General features: G+C 35.5%; 10 protein-coding genes. 3 read left to right on the top strand and 7 right to left on the bottom strand.

The window, feature by feature from the left end; all coding sequences use genetic code 11:
- Positions 1-237 precede the first annotated feature (237 nt).
- Positions 238-2502, top strand: coding sequence for an aconitate hydratase (locus AAEO57_RS04605; RefSeq protein ID WP_341689967.1), 2265 nt, complete (start codon positions 238-240; stop codon positions 2500-2502).
- Between the two features lie 380 nt (positions 2503-2882).
- The gene (locus AAEO57_RS04600) at positions 2883-4001 is read left to right on the top strand and encodes a C40 family peptidase (protein ID WP_341689965.1); all 1119 of its coding nucleotides are present in this window, start codon (positions 2883-2885) and stop codon (positions 3999-4001) included.
- Here AAEO57_RS04600 and AAEO57_RS04595 read toward each other — a convergent pair.
- Positions 3993-4394 (bottom strand): response regulator, encoded by a 402-nt coding sequence (locus tag AAEO57_RS04595; protein WP_341689963.1) that lies wholly within the window; start codon positions 4392-4394, stop codon positions 3993-3995. The two genes, AAEO57_RS04600 and AAEO57_RS04595, sit on opposite strands and share 9 nt — an antisense overlap.
- The gene (locus tag AAEO57_RS04590) at positions 4384-5808 is read right to left on the bottom strand and encodes a sensor histidine kinase (protein ID WP_341689961.1); all 1425 of its coding nucleotides are present in this window, start codon (positions 5806-5808) and stop codon (positions 4384-4386) included. The genes AAEO57_RS04595 and AAEO57_RS04590 overlap by 11 nt, the downstream gene beginning before the upstream one ends.
- Positions 5809-6392: 584 nt before the next feature.
- Here AAEO57_RS04590 and AAEO57_RS04585 point away from each other — a divergent pair.
- On the top strand, positions 6393-7802 hold the full coding sequence (locus tag AAEO57_RS04585; protein WP_341689959.1) for an APC family permease: 1410 nt from the start codon (positions 6393-6395) through the stop codon (positions 7800-7802).
- A 60-nt stretch (positions 7803-7862) separates the two neighbouring features.
- On the opposite strand, the gene AAEO57_RS04580 is transcribed toward AAEO57_RS04585, so the two are convergent.
- From AAEO57_RS04580 to kdpB, 5 genes are all read right to left on the bottom strand, one after another.
- Positions 7863-9581 carry an ATP-binding protein gene (locus tag AAEO57_RS04580; RefSeq protein ID WP_341689957.1) on the bottom strand — a complete coding sequence of 573 codons (1719 nt, stop codon included), beginning with the start codon at positions 9579-9581 and terminating at the stop codon, positions 7863-7865.
- A gap of 137 nt (positions 9582-9718) precedes the next feature.
- The gene (locus AAEO57_RS04575; RefSeq protein ID WP_341689955.1) at positions 9719-10840 is read right to left on the bottom strand and encodes a sensor protein KdpD; all 1122 of its coding nucleotides are present in this window, start codon (positions 10838-10840) and stop codon (positions 9719-9721) included.
- A 145-nt stretch (positions 10841-10985) separates the two neighbouring features.
- A complete protein-coding gene (locus AAEO57_RS04570; protein ID WP_341689953.1) occupies positions 10986-12065 on the bottom strand; it encodes a porin in 1080 nt (359 codons plus the stop codon).
- A gap of 391 nt (positions 12066-12456) precedes the next feature.
- The gene (locus AAEO57_RS04565) at positions 12457-13008 is read right to left on the bottom strand and encodes a K(+)-transporting ATPase subunit C (protein ID WP_341689952.1); all 552 of its coding nucleotides are present in this window, start codon (positions 13006-13008) and stop codon (positions 12457-12459) included.
- 118 nt (positions 13009-13126) lie between these two features.
- Positions 13127-15217 carry a potassium-transporting ATPase subunit KdpB gene (gene kdpB, locus AAEO57_RS04560; protein WP_341689951.1) on the bottom strand — a complete coding sequence of 697 codons (2091 nt, stop codon included), beginning with the start codon at positions 15215-15217 and terminating at the stop codon, positions 13127-13129.
- Positions 15218-15222 lie beyond the last annotated feature (5 nt).

Genomic DNA, 15222 nt, shown 5'->3' with positions numbered 1-15222 from the left:
CTATTTCTGCTGGATTACCGTTGCATGATTTGCTAAATCAGATTTTTAAGGTAGAAGGTGCAATTGCAATAGGTTATTGTAAAGGTTAAATAATTATATCAGATTGATTTTCAATTTACTGACTTTTAAGAAAAATAGAATAGTTTTAAATAATAGTATTAACAATTATTTTAGCATAAACCATAATAAAATCCTTAAATTTAAGCTGATTTACACTAATATAATTAATATATAACTATGGCTTTTGATATAGAAATGATTAAAAAAGTGTATGACAACATGCCCGGCCGTGTTGATGCAGCACGTCAGATTGTTGGTCGTCCACTTACTTTAACAGAGAAAATTTTATACAATCACCTTTGGGACGGAAATCCTACTAAGGCGTTTGGAAGAGGAGTTGATTATGTTGACTTTGCACCTGATCGTGTTGCCTGTCAGGATGCAACGGCGCAAATGGCATTGCTGCAATTTATGCACGCCGGAAAGAAAACAGTCGCTGTTCCAACAACGGTTCACTGTGATCACCTGATTCAGGCAAAAGTAGATGCTGCTACTGATTTGGCAAGAGCAAAAACACAAAGTAATGAAGTTTTCGATTTCTTGTCGTCAGTTTCTAATAAATACGGAATTGGTTTCTGGAAACCGGGAGCAGGAATTATTCATCAGGTTGTACTTGAAAATTATGCTTTTCCGGGCGGAATGATGATTGGTACGGATTCTCACACTGTAAATGCAGGAGGTTTAGGGATGGTAGCGATTGGTGTTGGTGGTGCAGATGCTGTAGACGTTATGTCTGGTATGGCTTGGGAACTTAAATTTCCAAAATTAATCGGAGTTAAATTAACAGGTAAATTATCAGGCTGGACAGCTCCTAAAGACGTTATCCTAAAAGTTGCCGGTATTCTGACTGTAAAAGGAGGAACCGGAGCAATCGTAGAATACTTTGGTGAAGGCGCAACAGCAATGTCTTGTACGGGTAAAGGAACGATTTGTAACATGGGAGCCGAAATTGGAGCGACAACTTCAACTTTTGGGTATGATGATTCAATGAGCCGTTACCTGCGTTCTACAAACAGAGCAGAGGTAGCTGATGCTGCTGATAAAATAGCTTCTTACCTTACAGGAGATCCGGAAGTATATGCTGATCCGGAAAAATATTTTGATCAGGTTATCGAAATTAATTTATCTGAACTGGAGCCACATTTAAATGGTCCTTTTACTCCTGACTTAGCAACTCCAATTTCTAAAATGAAAGAAGAGGCCATCAAAAACAATTGGCCATTGCAAATTCAGGTAGGTTTAATTGGTTCGTGCACCAACTCTTCTTATGAGGATATATCACGAGCTGCTTCTTTAGCTAAACAAGTTGCGGAGAAAAATCTAAAAACAAAAGCAGAATTTACGATCACTCCGGGATCTGAAGTCGTTCGTTCTACAATCGAAAGAGACGGATTTATTGATACTTTTAATAAAATTGGGGCAACAGTTTTTGCCAATGCGTGTGGACCATGTATCGGTATGTGGGACAGGGAAGGAGCTGAGAAAGAAGAAAGAAATACTATCGTTCACTCATTCAATCGTAACTTCTCAAAACGTGCAGATGGTAATCCAAACACTTTGGCTTTCGTTGGTTCTCCGGAATTAGTGACTGCTTTGGCTATTGCAGGTGATTTAAGCTTTAATCCTTTAACAGATAAATTAATCAACGAAGACGGTGAAGAAGTAATGCTCGATGAGCCAACAGGAGATGAATTGCCTGAAAAAGGTTTCTATGCCGAAGATCCCGGATTTCAGGCTCCTGCCGAAGACGGTTCAGGGGTTCAGGTAGTTGTTAGTCCTACTTCGGAGCGTTTACAATTGTTAGCTCCTTTTGAGGCATGGGATGGCAAGAATATTACTGGTGCTAAATTGTTAATCAAAGCATTCGGAAAATGTACTACAGACCACATTTCTATGGCTGGACCATGGTTGCGTTTTCGCGGACACTTAGATAATATTTCTAATAATATGCTGATTGGTGCCGTAAATGCATTCAACCAAAAAACCAACTCGGTAAAAAATCAATTGACAGGAAATTACGATGCTGTTCCTGCAGTAGCACGTGCCTACAAAGCTGCCGGAGTTCCATCAATTGTAGTTGGAGATCATAATTATGGAGAAGGTTCTTCTCGTGAGCATGCTGCTATGGAACCACGTTTCTTGGGAGTCAAAGCGGTATTGGTAAAATCTTTCGCCCGTATTCACGAAACCAATCTTAAAAAACAAGGTCTTTTAGGATTGACTTTTGCCAACGAAGCAGATTACGATAAAATTCAGGAAGATGACACAATCAATTTCTTAGACTTAACTGAATTTGCTCCAGGAAAACCATTAACATTGGAGTTCGTTCACGCAAACGGTACAAAAGATGTTATTTTGGCAAATCATACATATAATGAAGGTCAGATTGGCTGGTTTGTTGCGGGGTCGGCATTAAATTTAATTGCTGCCGGAAAAGCTTAATTTCAAAAACTCAAAATTTATTCAAAACGCTCTGTCATACACAGGGCGTTTTTATTTGTAGCTAATCCGGCTGTCCGCTATATCTTTTGTCCCGATAACTATCTGGACAAAAGGATGCCGCTTCCATCCGGGCTAAGAATCTGGTTTTCAAAATTACGTTTAGGACAAAAAAAATATAATATCGAGATAAAAACATAACTCACACTAAAACTTTAAGTTAGCTTTTGAAACGTTATGTTTTTTCTATTTCGGAATAAATTTGTTACTAAAAAGCGTGTTTTTTTTACTTTAAAAAGTTAAATTCGCCTTTTTAGTAATATTATTTTCTTTTTTGAGTTGTAAAAACATAAGAAAGAGTGTAGAATTTAAATTCCCCAATAATGCTTTTTAGGTATGTTGTCATATTTTTGTTTTTTAGTGCAAGTGTTTTTTCTCAGGATAAATATATCAAACATGTTATCTCAAAAGGGGACAATCTCACTGCAATAGCCAAAAAATATGGTGTAAAAACAAAAGACATTGAAAACGCAAATCCTAATGCGCCTAAAATTTTAAAATTAAATTCGGTTTTATTGATTCCTGCAAAAAATCAGCCTGAAGGAGTCAAAACTAATGAATCTGTTGCAGAAACGACTTCTGGTTTGCATGAGGTTTTAGCCAAAGAAACACTTTGGGGTATATCACAAAAATATAAAGTCTCAGTTGAAGATTTAAAAAAGGCAAATCCTTTGCTGGAAAATGAAGGTCTGAAAATAGGACAACAGATTGTTATTCCGGGAAATGGCAATCAAGAATTGCAAAAACCGATTGAAAATACCCAGGCAGAATTGGTTGAAGTCTCCAGAGAGGTAATGCCAAAAGAAACAAAATATGCTATTGCAAAAGAGTTCGGGATAACGGTTGCTGAACTCGAAAAACAGAATCCCGAAATCAGAAAAAAACTGCCAATAGGATATACTTTAAAAATCCTTACTTCAAAAGAAAAGGCAGAGGCTTTACAAGCTTTAAAAGCAAGTCAGGAAATAAAAGAAACAAATAATGAGTCTGTTCAGGTAGCAGATGACCCGTCTGTTAAAAAAGATTCAACATCAGTAATAAGAGTAAGTAATAACTCGGATTTAATTAATCAGCTAATTTTGAATGCGACAGGAAATATAGGAACCCGTTATCGTTCAGGAGGTACTACGAAAGCTGGTTTTGACTGTTCCGGATTAATGTATTCTACTTTTGGTAATTTTGATATTAAATTGCCAAGAAGTTCGATTGAGCAATCCCGGATTGGAACGAAAGTCAACACTGATGAAGCACAGAGGGGAGATCTGATTTTCTTTAGAACCAATGGAAGGCGACAGATAAACCATGTTGGAATGGTGGTAGAAGTTGTAGATGGCGAAATTAAGTTTGTGCATTCTTCAACTCACAGCGGGGTCATTATATCATCTACAAAAGAACCCTATTATCAAAGGTCTTTTTCACAGGTCAATCGTGTTTTAGAATAAAGAACTGGAAATAAGTTGTTTTTTTAACTCTTCGGCAGGTAAAGGTTTATTTAAAAAATCAACAACATTTTTGTTTTGCTTGATTCTTTTGATTTCTTCAGGATTTAAAGTTGAAGAGATTGCATAAATTTGAATTTCTTTTTTGATTTCTTCATTTAGTTTTTCAAATTCGTTCAAAAATTCAAAACCGTTCATTATTGGCATTTGTATGTCTAATAAAATAATTAGTTTGTGGTTTTGTTTTTTATTCTGGATAATCCAGTTTAAGCCTTCCAGACCATTATTAGTGATACTAACCTGTTCAATATTAAGAACTTTTCTCAACAGTTGTTGGGCAACAATCTGATCAATCAGGTTGTCTTCAATTAACAAAAAATCTGCTTTAGGTTGCATAAGATCTTGGTATTGTTACGATAAATTTGCTTCCGATATTAATTTCTGAAGACACAGAAATATTTCCTTTGATGTTTTCTACGGCTTCTTTTACGATATAAAGCCCTAATCCGGATCCTTTGTTTCGGTTTGTTCCAAAATACATTTCAAAAATATGGGCTATATTGTCATCTTTGATTCCGAGCCCGTTATCAGATACTTCTATTGTATTAAACCCATTCTGAACATAGGTTTTAATAGTGATAAACATTTCCGGTTTTCTATTGTCAGAATATTTTATAGCATTAGAAAGTAAATTACTCATAATAATTTTTATGCGTAAACCATCACTCTCAATTTGATCAACGGATAATTCTTGTTTGAAAGTTATTTTATCAGCATTTTCAATATGCATTAACTGCGAAATTGTGTCATCTAATATTTCCTTTAGGCTTACAGGTTCTGTAACGATTTGTTTTCTCTTATTTTTCGAATAGTCAATAATATCAATAATAAACTGATCTTGTTTGACAAGGCTTTTGTGCATTAAATGCAAATACTCTTTTATTTGTTCGATATCATCTTCTAATTGTGTTATTTCTATCAGTCCTTTTAAGGAGGTAATTGGAGATCTTAAATCGTGGGAGGCACTGTAAACAAAACGATCTAATTCATGGTTAACCAGCATTAGGTTTTCATTTTTAGCTTCGATTTCTTTTTTCGAAATGGTCAGACGTTTTACCATTATCGAATAATATGAAAAAACGCTCAAAATAATTATCAGTATAAAAACGATGTTTGTAATAATAAGCAGTCCTTTAATTTTTCGTGTTCCTGCGCTTAGGGTATTTGAGAAATTGCGTTCATTTATGGTGAGTTTGTCGCTAATATCACTGATTTGTCGAAGGAATTTTTTCTGATCAGCAGTTGTTAGTATATTGTTTTTAATTTTATTGTGAACCTGTGTTCCTGTTGCATAAAGTTCATCGATTAAATTATCGCCCTGTTCCCATTCGTTGATTGCTTTGGCAAAGAATGAAACTTCTTTGAAGTTTACAAATAACCAGATAACATCATCCAGATCATCTTCATGGTTGCGTCCGGTTAAAAAACCCTTTCTGGCAACTTCATTGTCGCCGTGTTTTAAAAGACTTTTTCGTGCAATACCATCGCCTTGAGGAACTTTGAGTTCTTCTTTGTATAATTTCCATTGATGAGGGTCTTTGTCGTAAAGATAGGTTATAAGATGACGGGAAGCATCTTTCTGGCCTTTAGAATAATGGGATTCTCCATTGATATAAGCTCTGTTGGCCGATAATATTTTAATCGTAAAAAAATTAATAAAAATTAATAAAGCACATGAAACGAAGACTATTAATATAGGAACGAAAACATTTGCCAAACCCAGCTTTTTTAAAGATTGAACTTTATTCATATTACAAATATTAGCAGGTTGATGTATAAATGTTTTGTCTTAATATAAAGTTGTGTTGTTTCGAACGAATAAAGCTTCAAAAGCACGTGTAAACAATTGTTAAAGAAAATATATAAATTGTAAGATTAATTTGCCTCTTAATCAAATTTAATAAAAAAATAATGTTTTTTAGTATGAAAAATATTTTTCTTGTTCATCTTTAAAAGTTTTTAATAATGTATTTTAAATCAGTGTTTTGTATTTTATTTTTTGTGCTGTTTTGAATTTTTTTTACTTTTTCAATGAGAAATTTAAACTAAATAATTAGTCTAAGAACAGTTGTTTTTGTTTAATGTAATGTGTTTGGTGAAAAATTTCAGGAATCAGATTGCTAAGGTTGTTTTAGTATGTTTGGTCTTATGAACCGGGATTTGCGTAAGGGATAGGAGCGGCATCCTTTTATGGTGGGGTTCACCATAAAAGATAAAGTGGATAGCCCGACCCGCAGGGGTACGTCCCAAAAAATCACAATCTTAAATCTGTATTCTAAAATATGAAATTTCAGAAAAAAGTATATCTTTAACCAACCCAAAAAACCAAAAATAATGCAGGAAAACAACCAGGAAAATTTTAAGAGAGAACTCGGATTATTAGACGGAACCATGCTTGTGGTAGGTTCTATGATTGGTTCCGGAATATTTATCGTGAGTGCCGATATCGCCAGACAGGTAGGATCAGCAGGATGGCTGACTCTGATATGGCTTATTTCAGGACTTATAACCATTATTGCTGCTGTAAGTTATGGTGAGCTGAGTGCAATGTTTCCGAAGGCAGGAGGACAATATGTGTATCTGAAGGAAGCTTACAACAAATTAATTGCTTTTTTGTATGGCTGGAGTTTTTTTGCGGTAATTCAAACCGGTACAATTGCGGCCGTAGGGGTGGCTTTTTCAAAATTTGCAGCATATCTTTACGAACCTTTGAGTGATGAGAATATCATATTTGAATTAGGTTTTTTTAAACTCAATGCCGCTCAGATTGTATCGATTATAACAATTGTTTTTTTAACCTATATAAATAGTCGTGGCGTAAAAAACGGGAAGGTTCTTCAGACGGTTTTAACAATCATCAAAATTTTGTCATTGCTTGGTTTAATCGTTTTTGGATTAACTCTTGCGGCTAAAGCTTCTGTCTGGGATGCGAATTGGGCTGACGCATGGACCACCTATTCGTACAATACGGAAAAAGAATCCTGGCTTCCGATTAGTGGAACAGCTTTAATAACGGGTATTTCTGCCGCAATGGTTGGATCGTTATTTTCAAGCGATGCCTGGGTGGGAGTAACTTTTATAGCAGGTGAAATTAAAAATCCAAAACGCAATGTGGGTTTCAGTTTATTCTTAGGGACTTTTATAGTTACGATTATTTATGTGCTGACAAATTTAATGTATCTGGCGGTAATTCCAATGAATGAAATTGCTACAGCAAAATCAGACAGGGTAGCGGTAGTGGCTTCTCAGTATATTTTTGGTGATATCGGAACTTTGGTTATTGCTATCATGATTATGATTTCGACTTTTGCCTGTAACAACGGACTGATTATGGCGGGTGCAAGAGTGTATTATACGATGGCAAAAGACGGATTGTTTTTTAAAAAAGCAGCGATCCTTAATGAGTTTAGCGTTCCTTCCTGGGCTTTATGGGCACAGTGTATCTGGGCTTCAGTTTTGTGTCTTACCGGAAAATATGGTGCTTTGTTAGACTTTGTAATTATTATCGTTTTGATATTTTACATTTTGACGATTTACGGAATTTTTATATTACGTAAAAAAATGCCTGATGCAGAAAGACCTTATAAAGCATTTGGTTATCCGTTTTTACCATTATTGTACATTGTATTGGCATCGGCAATTAGTGTTTCACTGCTAATCACAAAATTTGCCACTTGCGGCTGGGGAATTTTGATTATGCTGATTGGAATTCCAGTTTATTATTTGACAAAACCAAAAGAATAAACTTCAGAATAAATGAATATGAAATGCCTTGCTTTTAGCAGGGCATTTTTTTTGTTTAAGTTAAACTTTCAACGTAAACCAAAACGTACTCCCCAATCCCAAATTACTTTCTACGCCAACACTGCCATTTTGAGCTTCAATAAATTCTTTACTAATCGCTAATCCCAATCCCGTTCCGGATTTCTGACTTCCCGGAACCTGAAAATATTTATCAAAAACCCTGTCTTTATATCTTGTGTCAATTCCTTTTCCGATATCAATAACCTGAAATACGATTTGGTTGTTTTCTTTTTTTAATTTGATGTGAATAGTACTTTTTTCAGAAGAATACCGAATGGCATTTGACAAATAATTAATCAAAACCCAGCCTGTTTTTTCGCTGTCGGCTTTTACGTCTTGCAGGTTTTCATCGGCATCAACTAAAATATTGATTTGTTTTTGATCTGCCTGAACTTTTACCGCTTCAACAGCATAATTTACAATCGCATGCGGATTGCTTTTTTCGATATTCAGCTGAATATTTCCGGTTTCTAATTGTGATAAATTAAGTAATTCACCCGTGATTTTCAATAAGCGCTGACTGTCCTCTTTTATACTTTCAACCAATTGTTTTTGGTCATCATTCATATCGCCCGTTTTGGCATTTTCAAGCAATTGCAGACTTAGTTTTATAGATGCAATTGGTGTTTTTAATTCATGTGAGACTGTTGCAATAAAATTGGTTTTGGCAAAATCCAGTTCTTTAAAAAGCGTAATATTTCTCAGAATAATCACATCACCAATATTGATTTCTTTTTCTTCTCCTGTTGGAATTATGGTAATATTCAGGATTTCTTTTTCGAAATAACTTTCTTTTCCGTGCGCATAAATTTTAAGCGGTTGTTTTTTAGTAGAATCTGATTCTTCTTTCAAAATCAAAGAACGAATTAAATCATTCGACAAGGCTAGAGTAGAAGCCGATTTTCCGATAACATCTTCCAGTTTCAAACCAATAATTTTCAACGCTTCATCATTGGCAAACAAAACAATTCCTTCGTGATCTAAACCAATAATCGGGTCGTTCATGTTATTGATTAAAGTTTCCAGTCGTTTCTTTTCGAAAAAGAGTTTGTACAAATTACTATCATTATATTCCTGAAGTTTCTGCGCCATTGTATTAAACGATTTGGCCAAATCTCCAAATTCGCTATGACTCGTAAAATGAACACGTTCTGAATAGTTTTTATTCGCAATTTCCTTTATACTCAGCGTTAATTCTTTAATCGGATTGGCAATATTATTTGGAAGATTGACGAGTAAATTAAAAGCAATCAAGAAGCATAAACTTCCCACAATGGCAATCCATAAATTAGCATTTTCGGCGGTATGTTTGGCAATATCGCTTTTCTGTTTTATGGCATTCAGATTGAGTTTCATAATCGCAAAAATGTCTTGTCTTATTTGTGCTTTTATGGCTTCGTTTGCTCCATTTTGTTCTAAAAGCGTAAAACTTTTTTCAAGGTTTTCGGTTGCTTCTTTTTCTCCGGGTTCGGTAATATTTTGTGTTTGTTTTTCAAGATATTCCTTGAAAACATGAATCTTGCTATCAGGGCTCGCTTTAATTTCATCCAAGGACAAAATCATATTTCGCGAATATTCCAGCGTATTATAATTCGCTTTTAGAATATTCTCTGTATCCGCTTTTATCAAAAAAACAGAATAGCCACTCACTAACGAAAGTATGATAATCATTAAAAATAACAATCCAACTCCGAGATTCAATTTGGTTTTAATTCTCATAATGTTTATTTAAAAACAAGTTTTTTTTATTTGAACCATTAAGATATTAAGGAAATTAAGCTTTGAACTTAATGAAACTTACAAATAGAAAATTAAGCATAGCCTTTATTTTCTTAATGTCTTAATGGTTAGAAAAATTACGACAGGATAACAAGATCGACATTTGATAAAGACAGTTTGTTTAACAGACGTCTGAAAATTGTTGTAGACAAAATTACTTTAAATAAATTCAAATGCGGTTTCCCGATGCAGACCGTTGTGATTTGTTTTTCTTCAACAGTTGCCAAAATCGCATCGGCAATATTACTGTTTTCCAGTTTAACAACTTCTGCGCCTAATTGTACGGCGAGTTTAAAGTTATTAATTAAATGCCGTTGTTTGTCCAAAGCAATTTTTGTACTGCTTTCCTGCGGCGTTTCCACATACAAAACATACCACGATCCATTATAATAACTGGCCAGTCGCGCCGCTTTTCTAATCACAATTTTAGCCGTTTTATCATTACTGCTAATGCAGGCCAAAAGCTTTTCATGTCGTAAAGCATGAAGATTCGGAACTTCATTTTCAACTTTTCGAACGACCTGACTCGCTACTTCTTTCAAAGCCAATTCTCGAAGTTGTAAAATCTGTTCCGATTTAAAAAAGTTCGTTAAAGCCGTCTGAATTTTATCCGGAGTATAAATTTTTCCTTCTTTTAAACGCGCAATCAAATCTTCAGATGTTAAGTCGATATTCACAACTTCATCCGCCAATCGCAAAACATTATCCGGGATACGTTCCTGAACATCAATGTTTGTAATGCGTTTTACGTCTTCATTTAAACTTTCAATATGCTGAATATTGACAGCCGAAATCACATTAATCCCAGCTTCCAGAATCTCTAAAACATCCTGCCAGCGTTTTTCATTTTTACTTCCTTCAACGTTCGTGTGCGCCAGTTCATCAACAATAACCACTTCCGGACGAAGATTGATAATTGCCTGAACATCCAGTTCTTCCAATTCTTTTCCTTTATAAAAAATCGTCCGCCTCGGAATTATCGGTAAACCCGCTAATAATTCATGCGTTTCTTTCCGCATATGCGTTTCGATGTAGCCTATTTTGACATCAATTCCGTTTTTTAATAACGAATGCGCTTCCTGAAGCATACGAAAAGTTTTGCCCACACCGGCACTCATTCCAATGTAGATTTTAAACTTCCCCTTTCGTGATTTCTGAATTAAATCGAGAAAGTGCTGTGCGTTATTTTCGTTTTCCATGTTTTTTGGTTTAACCATTAAGAGATTAAGGAAGTTAAGCTTTTCTTTGTCTACAGAACATTAAGCTTAATGTTCTGTATTCTAGATTAAAATCTGGTACTAAAACTTAATTTTCTTAATCTCTTAATGGTAAAAAAATTAATGTTTAAAATGAAATCGCCAGCGAAGTCGTTACAAACGTATTCGTATCCGTTGGAAGATTGTCTTTATTGGTGAAGATTTCGTCTTTACTGGAAAGATTTCTGGCTTCAATTCTAAACATAATATTATCAGTAACTAAGTAATCAAAGTTAGCTGAAAATCCGTAAGTTTTAAAACCGTTTGGCGTTCCAGTTGCGATAATTACACCCTTTTCATCACTATAATATTCACCGCGTACTGCAAGCTGAATTTTGTCAACTGGTTTGTATTGCAGAATCAAAACGGGCGAAAACCAAGTATCGTATTTGTTACTATTTTTAGCCGATTGCTGAGAACCAATATCAAAACCAGCCGTTAGATTTACTTTTTCGGCCACTTTAAATTGTCCGTAAAAGTTGTTGAAATAACGCCATTTTTTGTCAATATCCGGCTGTTCATTTCCAACATATGTACTCCAATTCAAAGCAACCCGATCAGAAGGTTTGTAAGTAACCTGAGTTCCAAAAGCAGGCGTTTGATTGCCTTCTACTTTCTCAATTCTCTGCCAGCCATTCAAGTACATTCCCGCCAAATACCATTTTCCAGATTCAGATGTATAACCAATTTTAACTCCCGTTTCATAATAAGGAGAATTCTCAGCCAAAATACTTCTCGTTAAAGTCTGACAGTCTTTTCCAATCGCACTTTCAAAACCAATATGCGAAGGCATAATTCCCGCATCAACCCATAAATTATGGTTTTTCGAAATCTTTACACCAACATTTGCCTCGTAAACATTTTTCAACAAACCCTGCTCGGCAGACATATTATACTCGGCATAAGTTCCGGCCATTAAGGCAAAATTTCCCCGAATATTTTCTTTCGAATAATTCACTTTTGCCATTCCCAAATTCAGATTTACCTCGTTGCTTTTATTATAACTGTAAAAAAAGTTTGGTCGAGTATGATTTTCATGTTTGCCGAAATCATAACTGTAATAAGCGTCTACATATCCTGAAAACGTAAACGGATTTTTTGATTCTTCTTGTGCATGTAAATTGCTAAAACCAAAAGCGATTAAAGCAGTAAGTATTATTTTTTTCATTTTGTGGTATTCTATTATTTATTAGTAGATTTTTTAGGAGCTAATCCCGCTATCCGTTTCAATCTTTTGTGTCTCGTTAAAGAAACGAGACACAAAAGGATTTCCACTACTATCGGGGCTAGGGCATTTGGGGTAAAAAGGCGTTTTGTATTTTAATAGGTTTTATATCCTAACAGGTTTCAAAAACCTGTTAGGTATTATTGTAAGTTTAGTTTTTCGATTCCAATTCTCGCCACAGTTTGTCATTTCGACGAAGGAGAAATCTTCGTTGCTAGATCGCCACAGATTTGACATTCTTTGTGGAGCTTCTTGTGAAGATTTCTCCTTCGTCGAAATGACAAGAATGCGCATAGAAAAACTTAGAATCTCAGTATCTTAGAACCTTAGCATCTTAGCGAAGCGCATCCAGCGCCACATTCAATTCCAAAACATTAACCGTTTCAGGACCAACAACAGCCGTATTAATTTTAGATTCCACCAAAGCTTTTACTTTAGTTTCATCCAGTTTTCTTTCTTTAGCAATTCGTTTCACCTGAATCAGTGCCCCTTGCGGAGAAATATTTGGATCCAAACCACTTCCTGAAGCCGTAACCATATCGGATGGAATATCAGATTTCTTCAAGTACGGATGAACCAATAAAAGTGTATCAATTCTTTTTTGAACTAAAGCCAAATAATCGGCATTGCTTGGACCTTTGTTGCTTCCGGCACTTCCCGCCGCGTTATAATCAACAGCTGAAGGTCTTCCCCAGAAATAATTCGACTTATCGAATTTCTGACCAATTTTTTGGTAACCAACGACTTTCCCGTTAACCGAAATCGTTTCTCCTTTTCCTTGATTTGGAGCAATTTGTGCGATTCCGTAAATCGCTAAAGGATAAATAACCGCAAACAAAATCAAAGTAAATACGGTAAGTTTTAATAGTGAAAATAGATTTTTCATTTTTTTGAGATTCTAAGACTCTAAGATGGTAAGGTTCTAAGTTTTTTTCTTAGAAGCTTAAGGAATCCAAAGTCTATGTTTTTAATTTGAGTTTTTGTAAACCTGACAGGTTTAATTTTTACATAAAAAGCGCTACCAATAAATCAATAACTTTAATTCCTATAAAAGGAACAATTAGACCGCCTAAACCATAAATCAAAAGGTTTCTTTTTAAGATGGCGCTCGCTCCAATTGGTCGGTAATCAACACCTTTCAGCGCAAGCGGAATCAAAATTGGAATAATAACCGCGTTAAAAATTACAGCTGATAAAATCGCACTTTCAGGACTATGCAAATGCATGATATTTAAACCTTGTAGCGCAGGAATCGCAGTAATAAAAAGAGCAGGAACAATCGCAAAATATTTCGCAACGTCATTTGCAATAGAAAAAGTAGTTAAAGTTCCGCGAGTCATTAAAAGCTGTTTTCCAATTTCGACAATCTCAATTAGTTTCGTTGGATCATTGTCAAGATCGACCATGTTTCCTGCTTCTTTTGCTGCTTGAGTTCCGCTGTTCATGGCAACACCAACGTTGGCTTGAGCAAGGGCAGGAGCATCATTTGTTCCGTCACCCATCATGGCAACCAATCTTCCTTCAGTCTGTTCTTTTCTAATGTAATTCATTTTATCCTCAGGCTTAGCCTCGGCAATAAAATCATCAACACCAGCTGCTTCGGCAATAAATTTGGCTGTCAGAGGATTATCTCCTGTAACCATAACTGTTTTGATTCCCATTCTTCGTAAGCGCTCAAAACGTTCTTTCATTCCGGTTTTGATAATATCCTGAAGTTCGATAACACCTTGAACTTCATTGTTTTTGATTACTACTAATGGAGTTCCTCCGTTCGATGAAATTGTGATTACTTGTTGCGCAGTATCTTCAGGAAAAGAATTTCCGGCTTGTTGTGCAATGTTTTTTGCAGCATCTTGTGCTCCTTTTCTAATGTTCGTTCCGTCTTTTAATACGACTCCAGAAGTTCTGGTTTCGGCAGTAAATTTGATGCTGTGTGAAATGTTATCTGTGAAATGTGAAATGTCTGATGGCATTTTACTACTTACATCTAACATTTTACTAAGCTCAATGATGCTTTTCCCTTCCGGCGTATCATCTGCAAGCGAACTCAAAACAGCCGATTTTACAAAGTCGTCAAAAGAAATTCCTTTTGTTGGATAAAAATTGGTTGCTTTTCTGTTTCCAATGGTAATGGTTCCGGTTTTATCCAAAAGCAATACATCAATATCTCCAGCAGTTTCAACCGCTTTACCCGATTTTGTAATTACGTTAGCACGCAACGCTCTGTCCATTCCCGCAATACCAATCGCAGAAAGCAGACCTCCAATTGTAGTTGGAATTAAACACACAAACAAAGCAATGAAAGCCGCAATCGTGATGGGTGCGTTGGCATAGTCGGCAAACGGTTTTAGCGTAACGCACACAATCACGAAAATTAAAGTAAATGCGGCTAATAAAATGGTTAAGGCAATTTCGTTTGGTGTTTTCTGACGGCTCGCACCTTCAACTAAAGCAATCATTTTATCTAAAAAGCTTTCACCTGGTTCAGAAGTTACTTTTACTTTAATTTTATCAGATAATACTTTTGTTCCTCCAGTTACAGATGATTTATCTCCGCCAGCTTCCCGAATTACGGGAGCACTTTCTCCGGTAATGGCACTTTCGTCTATTGTGGCCAGGCCTTCGATAATTTCACCATCGGCAGCAATTAAATCGCCAGCTTCGCAAACGAATATATCGCCCTTTTTTAATTGTGAAGAGGTTAGATGTAAAAAGTGAGATGTTTGAAGATTGTGAACTGAGACATCTGACATTTCACTTTTTACTTTTTTCACAGATGTTTCTTCTCTAGTTTTTCTTAAACTGTCGGCTTGTGCTTTTCCTCTTGCTTCAGCAATGGCTTCGGCGAAATTGGCAAATAAAAGCGTTGCCAGTAAAATTAAAAATACAATTAAGTTATAAGTAAAACTACCCTGATCATTTGCTCCCATTAATATCGAAATGCAGACAGTAAACATAATGGCTGTTCCAATTTCTACGGTAAACATTACCGGATTTTTGATCATCATTTTTGGGTTCAGCTTGACAAAAGACTGCGCTAAGGCTTCTTTTACCTGTTTACTTTCAAACAATGATGTGGATTTATTAGTTGTCATTTTCT

The organism is Flavobacterium calami, assembly GCF_038290035.1.
GTDB lineage: Bacteria > Bacteroidota > Bacteroidia > Flavobacteriales > Flavobacteriaceae > Flavobacterium > Flavobacterium calami.
This window is presented reverse-complemented; position numbering and strand designations above follow the sequence as displayed.